The organism is Zoogloea sp. JDB1 (assembly GCF_056724025.1).
Genome location: NZ_CM161496.1, coordinates 3018158 through 3038164, shown reverse-complemented (window position 1 = coordinate 3038164; position 20007 = coordinate 3018158). Strand labels below are relative to the sequence as shown.

Here is a 20007-nt window from a genome sequence, read left to right as displayed (position 1 = left end):
CTATGCAAAGTAGGTGCGATTGCCCTGGTACTGCCCCGGCAACCGCAACCGGGAGGCGATGACCGGGGCCTCCGCCGTCGCCGCGGGCGTGGTCAGCGTCGCCCGGCCGAAGGCTTCGTAGCGGGCCGCCCAGACGATGCGGCCTTGTTTGTCCGTCGCCTGCAGCGGCGTGCCCAGGTGATCAGGGTGGTAGTAGGCGACGCGGTCCTCCCCGTTGCTGTCTTTGGTCTTCACGAAGAGCAGGCCCGTACCGAACGGGGCCCCCGGCCGGGGGCCGTATTGGGTGGTGATCTGCGGGCCGGTTTGGGCGCTGACGCTGCCGTCGGGGGTCAGGCTGAGAGGCTGTTCGGCTTCCCCGATCAGCCCTTCGTCGGCGTACAGGTAGAGGGTGCGCCTGGCTTGCAGGGTCTGCCCGCTCCGGTCCCGGTACTGCTCCTTCCAGATCCGCCGGTTGAGGGGGTCGTAGCCGTAGCGGGCGATGAGCTGCTCGGCCCCGCCATCGAGGCTCAACCCGATTTCGGTGAGGCGGTGTTGCGCGTCGTAACGGTAGCGGGTGAGCCGGGTGCCCGCTTCGTTCTTCTCGGTGAGGTTGCCTGCGTCGTCGTAGCGGTAGGTCGTGGCGCTGCCACCACTGCCCCGTTGGGTGAGGCGGTTGTTGGCGTCGTAGTGCAGCGGGCCGCTGACTGCGCTGTGGGCCGTGCGGTTGGCCACGGCGTCGAGGCTGAAGGTTTCGGTGTCGCTCCCGAAGAGACCGCCCGTATCGCTGTCGACCCGGGTCAGGCGTTGTTCGACGTCGTGCGTGAAGCGCTCGCTGCGCGTGCTGCTGCCGCCGGCGGTGTCGGTGCGGGTGCGCTGGGTGAGGGCCTGCCGGCTGTCGTACTGGTTGTCCAGGCTGAGCGTGCTCTGCTGGCCGGCGGTCTTGACGCTGAGGTTCTCCAGCTTGAGGAGGCCGTCCACGCGCCGCGTCTGGGTGCTGCCGCCCGGCAGTAGCAGGGTCTGGGGGGCGCTCCCGGTGTAGGCGGTGATGCTGAGGGTGCCTTCGCCGGGAATCGCGATACTTTGCAGTTCGCCGTGGGCGCTGTAGCCGTAGGTGATGGCGGTGCCGTCCGGCCAGGTGAGCTGGGTCTTTTTCCCTGCGGCACTGTAGGCATATCCGTAACTGAGCGTATTTCCTGCCGGGTAGGTGACGGTCTCGCCGGTCTTGCGGCCGGCGTCATCGTAGCTGAGCACCGCACGCGTGCTCTGCTGGCGCAGGGCGTCGCTGTCCGTCCAGGCGGTGAGATGGTCTTCGGCATCCCAGCTGTAGGTGCTGCGCTGGCGCAGGCTGCCGTCGCCGGCCTTGCGGTCGACCTGGATCAGGCGCTGGGCGGCGTCGTAGGTGAAGGTGCTCTGGTTGCCGTTGGGGTCGGTCTTCTCGAGCAGTTTGCCGGCGGCGCTCCAGCGGTAGCGCGTGCGCTGGCCCAGCGGGAGGGTTTCCTGGACGAGCCGATCGGCGCGGTCGTACTCGAAGCGGGTGGTATTGCCCAGGGCGTCGATGAACTGGGTGAGGTTCCCGCGGGCGTCGTAGCGATAGACGCCAGCGCAACGGCACCACCAAAGCGAATTTTTTAGGTGCCCGCGGATCGCTTATCCACATTGCGCACGGCAAGCAACACAGGCTGCCTCAACATCGGCCGCCACCGTCCGGTAGAGCGCTATCCAGGCCCCAATCGCCACGGCCAAGTGAGCGGGATTGCGGTAGACACCCCGCGGCCGTTCAACGAGGTAGAAAAAGGGAATCTTGACCTTCGCTCTATCCGAAAAACGACCTGCTAGCGAGCGCACATGCAAGCCCAGCGAAGGATCAACAAAATTTGGGGGGAAGTAGCACTCTTTGTCGGGGCCGATCCATCTCGGATGGAACTGACTGAAGCTCCACAAACCATATAGATCCTCCAACTCGAACCGCAATTCCTGGTCGCCATTCAGGCGTTTGGCCAGAATGACGCGTTTCTTGTCACCCCGTTTGATGCGTTTCCATCCCGAATCGCGCAATTCAGTGAGCATGCAGGCCGCAACAAAATCCTTCACAGCCTCCGGCTCGTCCTCCACCGGCGGAACGGTTACTGCACCCGAGGCGGCAATCTCATCACGACGCTGCAAGCGCTGATCCACCAGTGCGATACTCCTGTAGCGCCAATTCTGAAAGCTCTCCATCCACCACGCTCTCTCTCGAACATAGCAGGGGTCCAGATGCGGGCGCGTCAGCTCCTCCGCGCCTTTCATCTCGCCGTGAGCACACAATTCGGCTACGGTCTCGTCATACAGCTTATCCAGCCAATTACCCTCGTAGGGAGCCAAGCCATCATAGCCAAAAACATCCGGGCCACTCAGAAGGCATTCATCATAAAATGACTGCCGCGCGAATTCCGTCTCCATCCGGCGGTGCAACGCCACCTCCGCCTCGGTTTCGGCAAATGATTCAATGTGGCGCTCGTCGATCAGGAAATCGTCGAAGCCAGCTTTGATCAAGACTTTTGCATACTCTGGATAGCTCTCGAACCACCGGAAAAGGGCTGATGCGACACAGGCCGAGTAAATCACGATTGAGTCCCTATAGTAAAAATCAAGGCCAGATCAGGGCAGCAGGAAACGCAACACACTGGGCAATGGACCACCAAACGAAGGTTTGGCACCCCGGTAGGGATCAGGTTCTGGCTTGATCCGGGACTCCTCGATCCGCTCGGCCGTGTAAAGTAATACGCCGCCCTCCTCGGGGCAAATCGAGACGTTGTATTGACCTGACCAGCAATCGGCTTTGATGTTGCACGTGGCCTCTTTACACAACTCAAGCAGGAACACCCGTGAATTGCCGGACTGTGGGCGGTACTGTTGGCGACGGCGTCGAGGCTGAAGGTTTCGGTGTCGCCCCCGAAGAGCCCTCCCATGTCGCTGTCGACCCCGGCGCGCGTCAAGCTAGTTGTCGCCTGATTCATGCAGCTCTTTGCTGTTTATTCCCCATGGCAACAACTACGTCTCGCTCGGGATTGAGAGTCACCACGGTGATGGGTGACCAGTCCCGGGTGTTGCCCGTCCAGCGCGCAGGATGGCGCGCTCGGGCCTGGGCATAGAGTGCGTGACGCGCCGCCAGGATCGCGTGATCCTCGCCCGCATGGCGCTGGGCCGGGCTCACGTAGCGGATGCCGCTGTGGCGATGCTCGACGTTGTACCACTGCACGAAACCGCTGGCCCAGGATCGGGCGGCTTCCAGATCCTCGAATCCCCTTGCCGGAAACTCGGGTCGGTACTTGGCCGTGCGGAACAGCGCTTCGGCGTAAGCATTGTCATCGCTGACCCGGGGCCGCGAGTAGGAAGGCTTGATACCCAGCCAGTGGAGCATCGCCAGCACCGTGGTGGCCTTGAGCGTCGCGCCGTTGTCGCCGTGCAGGATGGGCTTGTCCGCCAGGGCGGCGATCCCTTCAGCCAGCGCCGTGCGACGCACCAGATGGGCGGCATGTTCGGCGGCGTCGGTGCCGTGCACTTCCCAGCCGACGATCTTGCGGCTGTAGAGATCCAGGATCAGATACAGATGGAACCAGCGCCCGGCTACCGTGGCCGGCAGATAGGTCATGTCCCAGCACCACACCTGGCGCGGTGCGGTGGCGATGTGGGTGCTCGGTGGGCGAGAGGCTGCGGGGGCTTTGGCACGCCCCCGATGCGTCGTCTGGCCCGCTTCGCGCAGGAGGCGGTGGAAGGTCGATTCGCTGGCCAGATAGACGCCTTCGTCGGCCAGCATCGGAACGATGCGCGCTGGCGGCAGGTCGGCAAAGCGGGCGTCGTTGGCTACCTGCAAGAGCGCATGCCGCTCCGCCTCGGTGAGGGCGTGGGCAGGCCGGGGGCGCAGCGTTGCCGGTCTGAGGTCCCCGCGCACGAGGCCGTCCTCACGTTTCCAGCGCTGCAGCGTACGCAGCGTGATGCCCGCCACCTTGCAGGCCGCGTCAAGACGCGCCCCGGCGTGCTGGGCGGCTTCAATGTTCCGGACCTTCATCCGGCGATCTTCCAGGCCGATCATGCGTCCTCGTCCCTGTCCTTCGGAAAGATCGCCTCGAGCTTTTTTGAAAGCACCAGCAGGGCTGCCGCCTCCGCCAGGGCCTTCTCCTTGCGGCGCAATTCCCGCTCGAGCTCCTTGATGCGACGCCGATCCTGCTTGGTCTGCAAGGGACTGGCACGGGCCTCCTCGGGTGTTGCCAAGGCTTGCGTGGCTGCCTGACGCCATTGGGCTAGATCCTGCGGATAAACCCCGTGCTCCCGGCACCAGGCATTCCGGGCCGTCTCATCGAGGGCCGCGGTGGTGAGCACCGCCTCGAACCGGGCCGCCGCTGTCCAGGCCCGCTCGCGAGCGGGCCTGGACAGCGCATCACTGCGCCAACGCTCCAGCGTCGCTACGCCCACGCCGATCTCACGCGCAACGGCCTCCACCGTCGCGCTCTCCGGCGGCAACAATCTCGCCACCGCCCTATCCTTGAATTCCTGTCCGTATCGCGCCACGTCGTTCTCTCATCATCGCCCCCGAATTTAGGATTCTATCGAGGCGACAACTATTCTGACGCGGGGGGACCCGGGTCAGGCGTTGTACTTACGGCAAGAGCCGGCTCTGTATAGCGCAACCAACCCTTTTTCCGTTGCAGGGACGAAGGCCGGCACCATGCACCATCCATTTCAGACCATACTGGTAGCCCGTGCCGCGAAGCAGCGGCAATCACTGCAACGCATACGCCCTTTCGAAGAACTCCTTCCGAGTCTCAAGGTGATACTGCCCCTTGTCGTCACGCATGAAAAAGTATTCGCCGTTCACGTCATAGTAGGTGTTACTCTTAATCGGTCGAACGGGAGTCGTTTCTCTCCATCCTCGCGGTAGCTTGCCATATTCCAACCGACTCAACGTGTAGTCGGTTGATGTGTTTGACCAGCCTTGAAGCGCCCACACTACACTCACTACGTTGCCCTTCTTGTCGACTTCAACAATATCGATAGAGCTAAATTGCACACCCTTCTCATCACAGTGGTGGCCTGATGAGAGGCAGAAGACCGGTCCCATGTCGCTTGCACCGACAATACTTAGACCCCATTTTTTTATACATGCTGACAGCAATAGGCTCGAGAGAATCAAGACCACCAGCAGAAACCGGCTGAACAACTGCTTCATTTTCCGCACCCACAGTTGTTCTTTACAAAATCAGCAATTTGAACAAAATTGCTCACATCTTTCCCAGTGAGTGCACTTTTCAGGTAATCCTGAAACATCTGCCCCTGCTGCTCCGGGTTTGCCTCCTTGAACATGTTCAGCATGGCAGTGGGATCTGGCGATGGACTGTAATTGTAAGGGTCAGACAAATCCAGTGAATAGCCTATCTGTAAACCAATACTGCGTACCGTCACATAAACCCCATTACTACGCTGCAATTGGTGCAGAGATTCGTGTCCCAAGATACTGGCAACGCTAGTGTCAGCCAAATTCAACGGACCATCCGGGTTACCACCTGTGAAATAGTCCTTAGGGAAGGACATGAAACCTCCGTTGAGCGAGATAGCGCGGCTAGTATCACCCCACTTACGGACGTTGACGTCGAATGTCGGCGGAATTTTATCGAGGCACGTCCCGAAGTGCTGCTTAAGAAATGATGTTTCATTGTCGGAGAGTGGACGCAAACCAATCGGATCAATCTGCGTCAAAGGATTGGCATTCACATAGGCATAGCCATTCACCCCACCCTCCAGTCCAATCGGATCCCGCGTCACATACCGCCCCGTCTCCGGATCATAGTACCGCCGGAAGTTGTAATACAGCCCACTCTCCTCATCCTCGTACTGCCCCGGCAACCGCAACCGGGAGGCGATGACCGGCGCCTCCGCCGTCGCCGCGGGCGTGGTCAGCGTCGCCCGGCCGAAGGCTTCGTAGCGGGCCGCCCAGACGATGCGCCCGGCCTTGTCCGTCGCCTGCAGCGGCGTGCCCAGGTGGTCATGGTGGTAGTAGGCGATGCGGTCCTCGGGAAGTTCGAGGTCGAAAATAAATTAACCAACTAGCCAATATTAACCTACAAGGTTAATATTGATCTATGGAGAAACAGACCCCACATTGCAAGCTGGCCGATGTGAAGGCCTTCGTTGAAGCCGGCAAGGTTCGTACAACGAATTCTGCCCGGCTGGGCGCTACGGCGTTGGGCCTGAACTATGGCGGCATGCTGGATGTCGTGATGGCGCTGACGCCAGCGGATTTTTACAAGAGCATGACGACGCATGCCGATCACACGGTCTGGCAAGACGTGTACCGTCCAAGTACGCAAGTGGGTGATGTGTATCTAAAGCTGACGGTTGTTGATGATGTGTTGATCGTGTCTTTCAAGGAGTTGTGATCATGAGATGTCCCGTTTGTGGCGCGGCAGAGCTGATCCACGATACCCGCGACCTGCCCTACGTATACAAAGGCGAGGCCACCGTGATTCCTGCGGTGACTGCCGATTTTTGCCCGGCGTGCGATGAGTCCATTACAGACGCGGCAGAAACGGAGCGTGTCATGCGCGAAATGCAGGCGTTCAACCGGCAAGTGAACGCAGCCATCGTCGATCCGGGCTTTATCGTCAGCGTGCGCAAAAAACTCGATCTTGGCCAGCGCGAGGCCGGCGAGATTTTTGGCGGTGGTGTTAACGCGTTTTCGCGCTATGAAAACGGGAAGACCAAACCGCCGCTGGCCCTGGTGAAGCTGCTTAAGCTGTTGGATCATCATCCGGATTTGCTCAATGAAGTGAGAGCTGCATAAGAAGCTCTAACAAAATTAGCCTTCCGCGGATTTCAATTTTCGCCAGCAAATGAGGCTGCAGGCGATCTTGATAAAGGCTTCGTGAATGAGCGCCAATCGCTCCGATCGAACCGCAGGCGTCGGTAATTGTGGAGCCAACCGATGGTCTGCTCGACGACCCAGCGGGTTTTACCCAGCCCACTGCCGTGCGGGGTATTACGCCGTGCGATCTCGGTCTTGATGCCTTGGGCGTGCAGGGGCCGATGGTACTTGTCGTGATCGTAGCCGCGGTCGGCCTGGATGATGTGGGGCTTGGAGAGCGGTCGCCCCCGCTTGCCACGAATAGGCGGCACCGACAGCCCACCTGTTTCAGCACTCACCACTGCCCCGCCTTAATTTGCCTTTCGATGTCCAGAATGTCTTGCCAACCGTAGCCCTGACCAGAGATGGCATCGTGGCATATCCGTTGCTGCTGGTCATTGAGTCCAGCCTGTGCAGCGGCTTGCCTGGCCTACTTGTTTGGGGCCCTGTTATTGCCGGGCATTCCACCGTTGCCACCACCCCTTTTTATCGGACAAGTGCCGCCGACTTCGTCGTCCTTGGCCTTGCTAAACAGGACCGAATCGAGCCAATCGCCCGCGACCACGCCGGCAGCATTGCCCAGCTTGCCGCCAATGAAGGCACCGGGGACGCCACCACCTGCAGGAAATATCGCTTCTCCGACGAAGGTAGCGCCAATTCGGCCGCTCCACGCCCCAACTAAGCCAAGGCTCGTACCAAGGGCACTCAACCCAAAGGGGTCTGTGTATCGCAGCGGGTTCCCCCCGACATAGGCATAGGTATTGATGCCACCCGCCAACCCAATCGGATCACGTCCGTCGCCTGCAGCGGTGTGCCCAGGTGGTCATGGTGGTAGTAGGCGATGCGGTCCTCTCCGTTGCTGTCTTTGGTCTTCACGAAGAGCAGGCCCGTGCCGACCGAGCCGGGACACCGAACCCACTGCTTCGCGAGGTCAGGCCGCCAGATTACACCGGAGCGCGTCCGCGCCCTAAGTGGGTATGAGCGCAGGAGTCAGAACTTTATCCAGCCCTGTCCAACGACGATCAACCGAAGCCCGCCTGCCATGGCATACCAGCGAACGATATAAAAACAAAAAAGCCCTGAAAAATCAGGGCTTTTCGTTCAAACAATGGCGGAAAGGGAGGGATTCGAACCCTCGATACGGAGAACCGTATACCGGATTTCGAGTCCGGCGCATTCGACCACTCTGCCACCTTTCCGCTCGAAGGGCGCCATTATATAGCACTTATCAGAAAAAGCCAGCTATTCGGCGATTTTTGTTTGTGCTGCGGTAAATTCCTCGTAAGCCCGTACGGCCTCTGCCGCATACATCAGGTTCGGCCCTCCTCCCATGTAGGTACAGATGGCCAGAGTCTCCATCAACTGTTCCCGAGTCACGCCTAGCCGGATCAAGGCCTTGACGTGGAAACCGATGCAGCCATCGCATCGGGCAGCCACCCCGATCGCCAGCGCAATGAGCTCCTTCTGCAGCGCAGTCAATGCCCCCGCCTTCATCGACTCCTTGGCCAGTGTGTTGAAGGCACTCATGGTTTCCGGGATGTCGGCTCGCAGCGTGGCGAGCCCCTTGGAAAGATCACCGGTAATTTGAGTGAAAGATTTGCTGCTCATGGAGGGCCTCCAACAATTAGTACATTAACAAGTTCTAATATATAGGATGAGCCCAGCTCTGAAAACCGGGCAGACGCATGCCCGCCCGGCTTTTTTTCATTACTGCGCAGCCTGAAGCACAGTCAGCCCGCCCATGTAGGGCTGCAGCGCAGTCGGAATACGCACCGAACCATCGGCCTGCTGGTAATTCTCGAGGATTGCCACCAAGGTACGACCAACCGCCAGACCAGAGCCATTGAGGGTCGCCAGCGTTTCATTCTTGCCCTGGGCGTTCTTGAAGCGGGCCTGCATGCGGCGGGCCTGGAAGCTCTCGAAACAGGAGCAGGACGAGATCTCGCGATAAGTGTTCTGGGCCGGCAACCATACTTCCAGATCGTAGGTCTTGGCGGAGCCGAAGCCCATGTCGCCGGTGCACAGGACGATCTTGCGGTACGGCAGTTCGAGCTTCTGCAGAATGGCCTCGGCGTGGCCGGTCAGTTCTTCCAGCGCCACCCAGGCGTTTTCGGGCTTTTCGATACGCACGAGCTCGACCTTGTCGAACTGGTGCTGGCGGATCATCCCGCGAGTATCCCGACCATAGCTGCCGGCTTCGGAGCGGAAGCACGGCGTATGGCAGACGAACTTCATCGGCAGCGCATCGGCCGGCACGATCTCGTCGCGAACGATGTTGGTCACCGGCACTTCGGCGGTCGGGATCAGGTAGAACTTGCTGCCGTCGGCCTTCGGCACCGCGAACAGGTCTTCCTCGAACTTGGGCAGCTGGCCGGTGCCGTACATGCTGTCGGCGTTGACCAGGTACGGCGCGTAGAGCTCAGTGTAGCCATGCTCACCGGAGTGAGTGTCCACCATGAACTGGGCCAGGGCACGGTGCAGACGGGCCAGACCGCCCTTCATCAGCGTGAAGCGGGCCCCAGAAATCTTCACCGCGGTCTCGAAATCCAGCCCACCCAGGCGAGCGCCGATGTCCACGTGGTCGCGCACTTCGAAATCGAAGCTCGGCACTGTACCCCAGCGGCTCACCTCAACGTTGTCCTCTTCGGAACGGCCGACCGGCACGCTTTCGTGGGGCAGGTTGGGCAGGCCCGCAAGAAAGGCATTGAAGCGCTCCAGCAACTCAGCGAGGGCCGCCTCGTTGGCCTTCAGCTCGTCGCCGATGCCTGCCACCTCAGCCAGCACCGCGGAGGCGTCCTCGCCCTTCCCCTTCAGCTGACCGACCTGCTTGGACAGGGTGTTGCGACGAGCCTGGAGTTCCTGGGTACGCGTCTGTCGCTCCTTGCGCTCATCCTCGAGGGCCTGGAAGGCGGCCACGTCGAGCGTCATTCCACGCGTTGCCAAACGCTCTGCAACAAAGTCCAGGCGGGTACGCAGCAATTGCACATCAAGCATGGGAATCCCTATTCAAATCAGAATCTAGCAGATCTGGAAGCCGATTTCGGAAAATGCCGAACACGACCTCCGGTTTTCAGTTATATTGCAGCGCAACATCTTCTGCACTGCCCGAGATACCAGACACAATAGAAATCAAGAAGTTAATAGCTCGCTCCGAGTCAAAGTCTTCTTGATTTAACGAACTCACCGGTCACAATTAAAGAAAAGGCGTCCGCAGACGGCGCTGTTTTTCTGAGACCAAATCCATTGAAGGAGACACACCAATGTTGTCCATCCGCGACTGCCTGGATTACTGCGACCTGACCGACGAAGACGTTGCCATCATCGCCGAACACCATGACATTCCCGAAGTGGCGGCCGCCCAGATTGCCTGCGGGCTGGTCCAGACCCGTGAGGGAACGCTGATGTTGACCCAATTCATGCGCGAGTTGGTGGACGAAGCGGAGGAAAGCGGCGATCGCAGCCGGGCGCAGCGTTTCCGCGCAGCCCGCGACCGCTTCATCGCCAACCATCCGATCTCGCACTAAGCACTACCGTCGCCTGCGCGGACCTCATAGTCCCGATCCAGTTCGCGCAGGCGGGCCAGTTTTTCGGCAATCTTCGCTTCCATGCCCCGGTCGGCCGGTACGTACCAGCCCGGCTTCGCCATCCCCTCCGGAAAGTAGTTCTCCCCCGCCGCATAGGCGCCCGGCTCGTCGTGGGCGTAACGGTAGGCCTTGCCGTAACCCAGTTCCTTCATGAGCTTGGTGGGCGCATTGCGCAGGTGGATAGGCACCGGACGCGACACATCCTCAGCTACAAATTTTCGCGCCGCATTATACGCCTTGTATACCGCGTTCGATTTGGCCGCGCAGGCCAGGAAGACCACCGCTTGGGCCAGCGCCAGCTCGCCTTCCGGAGAGCCGAGCCGCTCATACGTGGAGCAGGCGTTCAGGCAGATTTCCAGCGCCCGCGGATCAGCCAGGCCGATGTCCTCGATCGCCATACGCACCAGGCGCCGCCCCATGTAAAGCGGCTCGGCGCCACCGTCGAGCATGCGGCACAGCCAGTACAGCGCGGCGTCCGGATCAGAGCCGCGCACCGATTTGTGCAGCGCCGAGATCTGGTCGTAGAAGGCTTCGCCGCCCTTGTCGAAACGGCGCAGGTTGCGCGATAGCGCCTCGTCGATGAAGGCCGGCGTAACCGGATTGACGCCGGCCGTCGTCGCGGCCGTCTGCACCTGCTCAAGCAGGTTGAGCATGCGCCGGGCGTCGCCGTCGGCAAAACCAGTCAGGCGATCGCGGGCATCGTCCTCGAAAACCAGTTCTGGACATGCAAAGACGCGGGCCCGCTCGAAGAGCTCGCCCAGCTCCTCGGCATTCAAGGGCTCTAGCACATAGACCGCGGCCCGCGACAGCAGCGCCGAATTCACCTCGAAGGACGGATTCTCGGTGGTCGCCCCGACCAGCGTGACCAAGCCCTGCTCCACGTAGGGCAGGAAGGCGTCCTGCTGGGCCTTGTTGAAGCGATGCACCTCGTCGACGAAGAGGATCGTGTGGCGCCCGCGGGTGCGCGCCACCTCGGCCTGGGCGATCGCCTCGCGGATGTCTTTGACGCCCGAGAACACCGCCGACAGCGCCGTGAATTCCGCGTCGAAGGATTTCGCCATCAGGCGCGCCAGCGTCGTCTTGCCGACGCCCGGCGGGCCCCACAGGATCATCGAGTGCGGCTTGCCAGACTGGAAAGCCAGCGCCAGCGGCTTGCCCGGCCCGAGCAGGTGCTTCTGGCCAATGACCTCGGTGATCGTCTTGGGCCGCATGGCCTCCGCCAGCGGCATGCGCGGCGGGTCGAGGGCGTCGAAAAGATCAGCCATGAAGGATTTGCGGGCTCACTCGCCGACCAGGTCGGCGCCCTTCGGCGGCACGAAGCGGAACAGCCCGGCATCCAGCGCCGGATTGCGCTCCATGTGGCCGAAGTTCAGCGACGTGGTTTGGCCAAAGTTGTCGTTGAGGATCATCGCTTTCAGCTGCCCTCCGGCAAAGCCCATGCGAATGCGCTCGAAGCTGCTGTCACTGGCCTTCGGCGTCGCCTCAACCCATTCCAGGCCGTCGGCGCTGCCGGCATCCTTCAACACGAAGTTCTTGTCGAGGGAGTTGTCACCGGCCAGGATCGCCGCCGGAGTCGTGCCGAGGGCCTGGCCGAGCTTCTTGGTGGTGACCTGGTTGAGCTCCTGGTCGTAGGCCCACAGCTTGCTGCCGTCGCCCACCAGCAACTGGGCGTAGGGCTTCTCGTAGGTCCACCGGAACTTGCCGGGACGCGCAAAGGCAAAGGTACCGGCGGCCTGCTGGGGCTTGCGGCCCGATTTGGACATAACCTGCTGAGTGAAACTACCCTTGGCGCTGCGGGTGCCTTCCATGAACTGCTTGAGTTGGCCCAGCGCATCGGCACGGGCCGAACCGGCTGCAAGCAGCAACGCGAGCCCGAGGGCGCGCAGGGTGTGGGTACGGCGGATCATCATTCTCCTTCGCGGGCTGGAGCAACCACTTCCCGGTTGCCATTGGAGCCCATCGGCGTGACCAAGCCGGAGCGCTCCATCTGTTCGATCAGGCGTGCTGCACGGTTGTAACCGATGCGCAGATGGCGCTGGACCAGGGAAATCGACGGCCGGCGGGTCTTGACGACGATCTCCACGGCCTGGTCGTAGAGCGGGTCGGCCTCGCTGCCCTCCCCACCTTCGCCACCGCCTAGCAGATCGCCGCCCTCTTCTTCGGATGGCGTCAGCACGCCTTCGATGTAGTCCGGCTCGCCGGTGGACTTGAGGAACTCGACCACCTTGTGGACCTCATCGTCCGCCACGAAAGCGCCGTGGGCGCGGGTCGGCAGGCCGGTGCCCGGCGCCAGGTAGAGCATGTCACCCATGCCCAGCAGGCTCTCCGCGCCCATCTGGTCGAGAATGGTACGGGAGTCGATCTTGCTGGAAACCTGGAAGGCCATGCGGGTCGGGATGTTGGCCTTGATGAGGCCGGTGATGACATCCACGCTGGGGCGCTGGGTGGCGAGGATCAGGTGGATGCCGGCGGCACGGGCCTTTTGTGCCAGGCGTGCGATGAGCTCCTCGATTTTCTTGCCGACGACCATCATCAGATCGGCCAGTTCGTCGATGACCACAACGATGTAGGGCAGCTTGTCGAGGGGTTCGGGACTGTCAGGGGTGATCGAGAACGGGTTCTTCAGAGGCGCACCAGCCTTGACAGCTTCGGCCACCGCCTTGTTGTAGCCGGCCAGGTTGCGCACGCCGACCGCCGACATCAGCTTGTAGCGCTTCTCCATCTCCGCCACGCACCAGTTGAGCGCGTTGGCGGCGTGCTTCATGTCGGTGACGACCGGCGCCAGCAGGTGCGGAATGCCCTCGTAGATGGACAGTTCGAGCATCTTCGGATCGACCAGGATCAGGCGTACGTCGGCCGGCTCGGACTTGTAGAGCAGAGACAGGATCATCGCATTGATACCCACCGACTTGCCCGAACCGGTGGTACCCGCCACCAGCAGGTGCGGCGTCTTGGCGATGTCCGCCACCAGCGGCTGGCCGCCGATGTCCTTGCCCAGCGCCACGGTCAGCGGCGAGGTCATGTCGTGGTAAGCGCGGGAGCCGAGGATCTCCGACAGGCGCACGGTCTGGCGCTTGGAATTGGGCAGTTCCAGCGCCATGCAAGCCTTGCCCGGCACCGTCTCGACGACCCGGATGCTGACCAGCGACAGCGCCCGCGCCAGATCCTTGGCCAGATTGACGACCTGGCTACCCTTCACGCCGACCGCCGGTTCGATCTCGAAACGGGTAATCACCGGGCCCGGATAGGCCGCCAGCACTTTCACCTCAACGCCGAAATCGGCCAGTTTGCGCTCAATCAGGCGGGACGTGAATTCCAGCGTCTCGACGGAAGGTGGCTCCACGTCGTGGGACGGCTCATCGAGCAAAGACAGCGGCGGCAACGTACCACCGGGCAGTTCGGTAAAGAGATGCGGCTGCCGCTCCTTCTCGACCCGCTCCGACTTCTCGACCTTCACCACCGCAGGCTCGATGCGGACCGGGGGCGGAGGCTCGACCTCCTCCTTTTTGCGCTTGGTTTCTACCACCTCCTCGCGCTTCTGCGCCACCTCGCGACCGACACGACGGTCCTCCCAGGTCTGGAAGCCGTTGGTGGCAAAGATCCACAGCCGCTCCAGGCCGGTGCCGAGCAGTTCGGATGCCTCGACCCAGCTCACCCCTGAGAACAGGCTCAGGCCACCCGCGATCGTACCGAGCAACAACAGCGTTCCACCAGTGAAGCCCAGGTATTGCAGTACCAGATTGCCGAGTTCGATGCCAATCACGCCACCGGGATCGAGAGGCAGCGCTGCCTTGATTGAGTGGAAGCGCATCGCTTCCAGCCCGCTGCTGGCGATCAACACCATCAGGAATCCGACGACGACGATGAGCAGGGAGCGCCGGTCGGCCCCGAACACCAGCTTCAAGCGCCGGAAGCCGATAGCCAGGCCGAAGCCAAGGAACGCCACCCACCACCAGGCCGACACGCCGAACAGGTAGAGCAGCAGATCCGACAGCCACGCGCCGAAACGACCGCCCGGATTGCTGACGCGCTCCACCTGCACGGCGTGGGACCAGCCGGGATCGGCCTTGGAATAGCCGAACAGGATCATCGAGAAATACAGGGCCAGTACGCCGAGGAACAGCCAGCGGGCTTCCTGCAACAGGCTGGCGATCTTTTCGGGCAGCGGAAGCGGGCGGGTGGAGGGAAGTTCTGACATGGTTCGGCGAGGGTCGGGCACTACGGAAGCGATACCAAAAAAGCAAAAGCGCGGCTCGTCGCCGCGCTTCGATTATAAACCAGGGTCTCTGGTCGTCCCTTCCCCTTCCGTTTGAGAATACGTAAGGAAGGATTTCCTGACCAGTCACAAGTCGTAGATCTTTTCTCTCAGGATCACACCGCCGTCGGTTTCCTCGATCAGGCCGCGCAGCCCCAGGTCCTTCATGACCCGGCTGACCATCTCGCGGGAAGCTCCGATCATCTTGGCGATGTCCTGCTTGGAGATTTTCTTCTTCACCACCTTCACACCATCGATCTCCTCCGACATCTCGAGGAGCAGGCGCGCCACCCGGCCATAGACGTCCATCAGCGCCAGACTCTCGATCTTGCGGTCCGCGTCGCGCAGACGGCGGGTGAGATTGCACATGACGTGCCAGGAAAGCTCGAAATTCTCCTGCATCAGGCGCTTGAAGTCGGACTTGGCGATCGTGACCAGATCGGACGGAGCCACCGCCACCACCGACGCGGAACGAGGGCTGTCATCCAGCACGCCCATTTCACCGAACATTTCCCCTTGCCCCAGGATTGTCAGGATCACTTCGCGGCCATCCTCGTCGCTGACCATCACCTTCAGGTTGCCGGTCAGCACGAAATACACGAAATCGGTACGGTCGCCTTCATGAACGACGGCAGCCCCCCGCGCTACGCGGCGCATCATCGCCACGCGTGCCACGGTAGCCAGCCGCTCGTCGCTCAGGCCCTGGAAGATCGGGAAGGTCCTCAGGGCAATGGTAGACACTGAGCTGGTGACGGTCATAAGGCCTCTCCTCGGCGGGACACTGATATTAATTTCTCGGCGACGTGACAAAATTGTCGTTCAACTTCTGAGATTAAGTATAAATCAAACTGACGTCATATCACCCTCGGCGGTGATGCCAAGCGGTGCTTCGCCCCACAAATCCCAAAGCGGGCGGGAACCTCGGGCCTTATAATCGGTCTTCCTCGCCTTACGGACAAGAAAGACCCACGAAGATGGCTACCCGACACATCAAGCTCCTGATCCTCGGCTCCGGCCCCGCCGGCTACAGTGCCGCCGTCTATGCCGCCCGCGCCAACCTGAACCCCGTGCTGATCACCGGCATCGCCCAAGGCGGCCAGCTGATGACCACCACTGAAGTGGACAACTGGCCCGCCGATGCAGATGGGGTGCAGGGCCCGGAACTGATGGCCCGCTTCGAGAAGCACGCACTGCGTTTCAACACGGAAATGATCTTCGACCACATCCACACTACCCACCTGGCGGAAAAACCGATCCGCCTGGTCGGCGATGCGGGCGAGTACACCTGCGACGCGCTGATCATCGCCACCGGCGCCAGCGCCCAGTACCTGGGCCTGCCGTCCGAGGAAGCCTTCTCCGGCAAGGGCGTGTCGGCCTGCGCCACCTGTGATGGCTTCTTCTACCGCAATCAGGAAGTCGCCGTTGTCGGTGGCGGCAACACCGCCGTCGAGGAAGCCCTATACCTGGCCAACATTGCCAGCAAGGTCACCCTCGTGCATCGCCGCGACAAGTTCAAGGCCGAACGCATCCTCGTGGACAAGGTCCATGAGAAGGTCGCCGCCGGCAAGATCGAGCTTGCCCTTGACTCCACGCTGGACGAAGTGCTCGGCGACAAGACCGGCGTCACCGGCATGCGCATCAAGAGCGTGAAAACCGGTGAAACCCGCGACATCGAGCTGAAGGGCGTATTCATCGCCATCGGCCACAAGCCCAATACCGACATCTTCGAAGGCCAGCTGGAGATGGAGAACGGCTACATTGTCACCAAGGGTGGCCGTGAGGGCAACGCCACCGCCACCAGCGTGCCGGGCGTGTTCGCCGCCGGCGACGTGCAGGACCACATCTACCGCCAGGCGGTCACCAGCGCCGGCACCGGCTGCATGGCCGCGCTCGACGCCGAGCGCTACCTGGACGGCCTGGGCCTGGCTGGCTAGAACGGCCCGCATGCCCCCTAACGGACCGGGGTAACCCGGTCCGTTTCCATTTGGATCTCCGCATTTCACCACCATGGCCAAGGACAAGCGCCCCGCCGGACTCGACGCCCTCAAGGCGATCCGGCACCAGGTACCGAACAGCACGCTGAAGACGATCATCGCCCGTCCCGTGGCAGCGCCGGCACGCCCGACGGCAATGGAGCTGCCCCCCGAAGACGACGCGACCTTCTTCCGCAAACAGGTCGGCGTGCTGCAAGCCGTACGCGGCCAGGACCGGGCCGAGATCAACAAGCCCAAGCCTGTCCCAAAGCCCCGCCCGCAGATCATCGAGCCGGAGCCGGAAAGACCGTGCAGGCCCCGGCGCATCGACGAAAACGATCCCTCCGCAGTGTTCCGCGCGGCTCTCGGCGACATCGCCCCGATCAAGGACTTCAACCGCGTCGACCTGAGCGGCCAGCGCCAGCAGGCCAATCCCCAGGTCCGCGCGCTTGAGGGCTGGGAAGCCCCCGCAGCCGCCGTCGACGAGCGCACACTGCACGACCCCGCAGAACTGTTCCGCCACGTCGCCGGCAAGGTCGCACCCCTGAAGGACAAGAACCTGGCTGCGGTGGCCAAGCCAACACCCGCGCCCCTGCCGCGCAAGCGCGAAGAGGATGAGCGGGAAGTCCTGCGCGAAGCGCTGGAAACCCCGTTGAGCTTCGAAGACCGCCTCGACATGGGCGACGAAGCCGCCTATCTGCGCGTCGGGATGCCGCGCCGGGTCCTCACCGACCTGCGCCGCGGGCGCTGGGTGGTACAGGGCGAACTCGACCTGCACGGCCTGACCCGCGACGAAGCTCGCGCAGCCCTCTCCCATTTCATCGCCCAAGCCGTGCTGCAGGGCCGCCGCTGCCTGCGGGTAATCCACGGCAAGGGCCACGGTTCGCCGGGCCGCATCCCGGTCCTCAAGCACCTGTCCCGTGGCTGGCTGGCCCAGCGCGAAGACATCCTTGCCTTCTGTCAGGCCCGCCCCCATGACGGTGGCGACGGTGCGCTGCTGGTACTGCTGCAAGCCGGAAGCGCCACGCGCAGCTGACGCCTCGTCCGGCGCTTCCAGGCCACGCAATCCCCCGGAAAATCCGCTTTTATTTCAGTAAGTTCTAATACGCTTAAGTAGATTCCGGGGTTTTCGCCGCTTTCTTCAAAGCTATTCGGCGATTCTTGCCCGCCGTCAATTTTTTTCCGTGTCCGCCCCCCTACAGTGCGCTGCGACAGATTGCCGCAGGGGCAGAGCGCCATGACCGGCGCCCCTCCCCGCCTGGTCTGGAAATGCAGCCCGCATTGCGCGGCCCGCTCGCACTCAGCTTAGGGACATACGGAGACCATCTACAATGAGTATCGAAGACATCAAGCACGACGACGCCAGCCCCGTTCCGGCTCGCCGCAGGTTTCTGAACTCTGCCGCCCTCGCAGGCCTGGCCGGGGCCGGCCTGTCTGTCGGCTTGTCCGCCTGCAAGCAGGAAGCCGCCGCCCCTGCCGCCGGTGCGCCGGCTGCTGCACCGGCCGCCCACGGCGCCGGTGAATACGGCAAGTATGAAGTGCCCCCCGGCCAACTCGACGAATACTATTCCTTCTCCAGCGGCGGCCATTCCGGCGAAGTGCGTATCTACGGCATGCCGTCCGGCCGCCTGTTCAAGCGCATCCCGGTCTTCAACATGGACTGCCTGGTCGGCTGGGGCATCACCAACGAGTCCAAGGCCATCATCGGCACCAAGCCGGATGGCAGCCTCAAGTACCACACCGGCGACACCCACCACGTACACCAGTCTTACGTGGATGGTATGTACGACGGCAAGTACATGTTCGTGAACGACAAGATCCACGGCCGCCTGGCACGTATCCGCATGGATACGATGGAGACGGACAAGATCACCGAGCTGCCGAACGTCCAGGGCTTCCACGGCACCTTCCCGGACAAGCGCGACCCGGTGGACGAAAAGATCAACCACACCACCCGCGTGTTCTGCGGCTCCGAGTTCTCCATTCCGTTGCCCAATGACGGCAACGACATGACCGATCCGACCAAGTACCACTCGCTGTTCACCTGTGTGGATTCGGAATCGATGGAAGTGCGCTGGCAGGTGCTGATCGACGGCAACTGCGACCTGGTCGCCACCTCCTACGATGGCAAGCTGGCCGCCACCAACCAGTACAACACCGAGATGGGCGCCCACTACCAGGACATGATGTCCTCCGAGCGCGACGCCTGCCTGTTCTTCAACGTCGCCCGCATCGAGGAAGCCGTCAAGGCCGGTAAGACCAAGACCTACGGCAGTTCCAAGGTGCCCGTGGTGGACGGCACCAAGGCCGCCAACCAGGATCCGAAGACCGCCCTCACCTGCTACGTGCCGATCCCGAAGAACCCCCATGGCGTCAATGCCAGCCCGGACGGCAAGTACTTCGTGTGCTCCGGCAAGCTGTCCCCCACCGCCAGCGTCATCCAACTGGATCTGGTGCTGAAGTGGTTCGACGGCGACCTGAAGGACCCGCGCGACTCCGTCGTCGGCGAACCGGAAATCGGCCTCGGCCCCCTGCACACCGGCTTCGACAACAAGGGCAACGCCTACACCACCCTGTTCCTCGACAGCCAGATCGTGAAGTGGAACGTGGAAGCGGCCATCCAGTCCTTCAAGGGCGACAAGAATGCCAAGGTCGTGCTCGACCGCGTGGACGTGCAATACCAGCCCGGCCACGGCTTCACCTCGATGGGCGAGACCAAGGCGCCGGACGGCAAGTACTTCCTGTCCGACAACAAGTTCTCCAAGGACCGCTTCCTGCCGGTCGGCCCGCTGCACCCGGAAACTGCCCAGCTCATCGACATCAGCGGCGACAAGATGAAGGTGGTGGCCGACCATGCCGTGTATTCCGAGCCCCATGACTCCATCATCGTCAAGCGCGAGCTGATCAAGACCCGTCAGGTCTACAACCTGGACGACTTCCCCAACTCAATCAAGGACCCGAAGGAGTCCGGCGTCGAGCGCAAGGGGAACAAGGTCACCGTCAAGATGGTGTCCCAGGCGCCAGCGTTCAGCCTGCCGGAATTTACCGTCAAGAAAGGCGACGAAGTCACCATCATCCTCACCAACCTGGACAAGGTCGAAGACTTGACCCACGGCTTTGCGATTCCGAAGTACGACATCAACTTCATCGTGAACCCGCAGGAAACCAAGTCCGTCACCTTCAAGGCCGACAAGCCGGGCGTCTATTGGTGCTATTGCACGAACTTCTGCCACGCTTTGCACCTCGAAATGCGTAGCCGGATGATCGTGGAGAAGTAAGCCCGCCGGCAAACCGTTCCTTATCGAAGAAGTAATTTGGGGAGACGTCCGCGTCTCCCTT

General features: G+C 61.9%; 19 protein-coding genes, 1 tRNA gene and 2 pseudogenes. 8 read left to right on the top strand and 14 right to left on the bottom strand.

Going from position 1 to position 20007, the window contains the following annotated elements:
• Positions 1 to 1230 (bottom strand): RHS domain-containing protein, encoded by a 1230-nt coding sequence (locus AC1PPK_RS13595; protein ID WP_481113588.1) that lies wholly within the window; start codon positions 1228 to 1230, stop codon positions 1 to 3.
• A gap of 51 nt (positions 1231 to 1281) precedes the next feature.
• Here AC1PPK_RS13595 and AC1PPK_RS13590 point away from each other — a divergent pair, with 51 nt between their 5' ends.
• A complete protein-coding gene (locus AC1PPK_RS13590) occupies positions 1282 to 1611 on the top strand; it encodes a hypothetical protein (protein ID WP_481113587.1) in 330 nt (109 codons plus the stop codon).
• A 15-nt stretch (positions 1612 to 1626) separates the two neighbouring features.
• On the opposite strand, the gene AC1PPK_RS13585 is transcribed toward AC1PPK_RS13590, so the two are convergent.
• The 4 genes from AC1PPK_RS13585 to AC1PPK_RS13570 form a co-directional block, all read right to left on the bottom strand.
• Positions 1627 to 2583, bottom strand: a complete 957-nt coding sequence (locus AC1PPK_RS13585; RefSeq protein ID WP_481113586.1) for a hypothetical protein — start codon at positions 2581 to 2583, stop codon at positions 1627 to 1629.
• 388 nt (positions 2584 to 2971) lie between these two features.
• Positions 2972 to 4527, bottom strand: a protein-coding gene (locus tag AC1PPK_RS13580) for an IS3 family transposase (RefSeq protein WP_481113585.1) whose coding sequence is annotated in 2 segments (ribosomal slippage) — positions 2972 to 4098 and positions 4098 to 4527 — 1557 coding nt in all. Because the reading frame shifts where the segments join, the coding sequence is not laid out codon by codon here.
• A gap of 211 nt (positions 4528 to 4738) precedes the next feature.
• Entirely contained in the window at positions 4739 to 5185 is a 447-nt protein-coding gene (locus tag AC1PPK_RS13575; RefSeq protein ID WP_481113584.1) for a hypothetical protein, read from the bottom strand.
• On the bottom strand, positions 5182 to 6018 hold the full coding sequence (locus tag AC1PPK_RS13570; RefSeq protein ID WP_481118216.1) for an RHS repeat domain-containing protein: 837 nt from the start codon (positions 6016 to 6018) through the stop codon (positions 5182 to 5184). Before AC1PPK_RS13570 ends, AC1PPK_RS13575 begins: the two co-directional genes overlap by 4 nt.
• Positions 6019 to 6095: 77 nt before the next feature.
• Here AC1PPK_RS13570 and AC1PPK_RS13565 point away from each other — a divergent pair, with 77 nt between their 5' ends.
• Entirely contained in the window at positions 6096 to 6392 is a 297-nt protein-coding gene (locus AC1PPK_RS13565; RefSeq protein ID WP_481113583.1) for a type II toxin-antitoxin system MqsR family toxin, read from the top strand.
• Between the two features lie 2 nt (positions 6393 to 6394).
• The gene (locus AC1PPK_RS13560) at positions 6395 to 6796 is read left to right on the top strand and encodes a type II toxin-antitoxin system MqsA family antitoxin (protein ID WP_481113582.1); all 402 of its coding nucleotides are present in this window, start codon (positions 6395 to 6397) and stop codon (positions 6794 to 6796) included.
• A gap of 15 nt (positions 6797 to 6811) precedes the next feature.
• Here AC1PPK_RS13560 and AC1PPK_RS13555 read toward each other — a convergent pair.
• Positions 6812 to 7131: pseudogene (locus AC1PPK_RS13555) on the bottom strand (transposase); the annotation flags it as partial.
• 98 nt (positions 7132 to 7229) lie between these two features.
• Here AC1PPK_RS13555 and AC1PPK_RS13550 point away from each other — a divergent pair.
• Complete coding sequence (locus tag AC1PPK_RS13550) at positions 7230 to 7538, top strand: hypothetical protein (RefSeq protein ID WP_481113581.1); 309 nt, start codon at positions 7230 to 7232, stop codon at positions 7536 to 7538.
• Positions 7539 to 7574: 36 nt separating this feature from the next.
• Here the strand turns inward: AC1PPK_RS13550 and AC1PPK_RS13545 are convergent.
• From AC1PPK_RS13545 to serS, 4 genes and pseudogenes are all read right to left on the bottom strand, one after another.
• Positions 7575 to 7640: pseudogene (locus AC1PPK_RS13545) on the bottom strand (hypothetical protein); the annotation flags it as partial.
• 325 nt (positions 7641 to 7965) lie between these two features.
• Positions 7966 to 8055, bottom strand: a tRNA-Ser gene (locus AC1PPK_RS13540).
• 43 nt (positions 8056 to 8098) lie between these two features.
• Positions 8099 to 8464 (bottom strand): carboxymuconolactone decarboxylase family protein, encoded by a 366-nt coding sequence (locus AC1PPK_RS13535; protein WP_481113580.1) that lies wholly within the window; start codon positions 8462 to 8464, stop codon positions 8099 to 8101.
• 99 nt (positions 8465 to 8563) lie between these two features.
• Complete coding sequence (gene serS / locus AC1PPK_RS13530) at positions 8564 to 9850, bottom strand: serine--tRNA ligase (RefSeq protein ID WP_481113579.1); 1287 nt, start codon at positions 9848 to 9850, stop codon at positions 8564 to 8566.
• Between the two features lie 266 nt (positions 9851 to 10116).
• Here serS and AC1PPK_RS13525 point away from each other — a divergent pair, with 266 nt between their 5' ends.
• Complete coding sequence (locus AC1PPK_RS13525; protein WP_481113578.1) at positions 10117 to 10380, top strand: hypothetical protein; 264 nt, start codon at positions 10117 to 10119, stop codon at positions 10378 to 10380.
• Here AC1PPK_RS13525 and AC1PPK_RS13520 read toward each other — a convergent pair.
• The 4 genes from AC1PPK_RS13520 to AC1PPK_RS13505 all read right to left on the bottom strand — a co-directional run bounded on the left by AC1PPK_RS13520 (position 10377) and on the right by AC1PPK_RS13505 (position 15454).
• Positions 10377 to 11705 carry a replication-associated recombination protein A gene (locus AC1PPK_RS13520; protein WP_481113577.1) on the bottom strand — a complete coding sequence of 443 codons (1329 nt, stop codon included), beginning with the start codon at positions 11703 to 11705 and terminating at the stop codon, positions 10377 to 10379. The genes AC1PPK_RS13525 and AC1PPK_RS13520 overlap by 4 nt on opposite strands.
• Before the next feature lie 15 nt (positions 11706 to 11720).
• Entirely contained in the window at positions 11721 to 12350 is a 630-nt protein-coding gene (gene lolA, locus AC1PPK_RS13515; protein ID WP_481113576.1) for an outer membrane lipoprotein chaperone LolA, read from the bottom strand.
• Positions 12347 to 14638, bottom strand: a complete 2292-nt coding sequence (locus AC1PPK_RS13510; protein WP_481113575.1) for a DNA translocase FtsK — start codon at positions 14636 to 14638, stop codon at positions 12347 to 12349. Before AC1PPK_RS13510 ends, lolA begins: the two co-directional genes overlap by 4 nt.
• Before the next feature lie 144 nt (positions 14639 to 14782).
• On the bottom strand, positions 14783 to 15454 hold the full coding sequence (locus AC1PPK_RS13505) for a Crp/Fnr family transcriptional regulator (RefSeq protein ID WP_481113574.1): 672 nt from the start codon (positions 15452 to 15454) through the stop codon (positions 14783 to 14785).
• A 215-nt stretch (positions 15455 to 15669) separates the two neighbouring features.
• Here AC1PPK_RS13505 and trxB point away from each other — a divergent pair, with 215 nt between their 5' ends.
• The 3 genes from trxB (at position 15670) to nosZ (ending at position 19946) form a co-directional block, all read left to right on the top strand.
• Entirely contained in the window at positions 15670 to 16629 is a 960-nt protein-coding gene (gene trxB, locus AC1PPK_RS13500) for a thioredoxin-disulfide reductase (protein ID WP_481113573.1), read from the top strand.
• A gap of 73 nt (positions 16630 to 16702) precedes the next feature.
• Positions 16703 to 17704, top strand: coding sequence for a Smr/MutS family protein (locus tag AC1PPK_RS13495; RefSeq protein ID WP_481113572.1), 1002 nt, complete (start codon positions 16703 to 16705; stop codon positions 17702 to 17704).
• A 295-nt stretch (positions 17705 to 17999) separates the two neighbouring features.
• Complete coding sequence (nosZ, locus tag AC1PPK_RS13490) at positions 18000 to 19946, top strand: TAT-dependent nitrous-oxide reductase (RefSeq protein ID WP_481113571.1); 1947 nt, start codon at positions 18000 to 18002, stop codon at positions 19944 to 19946.
• Positions 19947 to 20007: the final 61 nt, after the last annotated feature.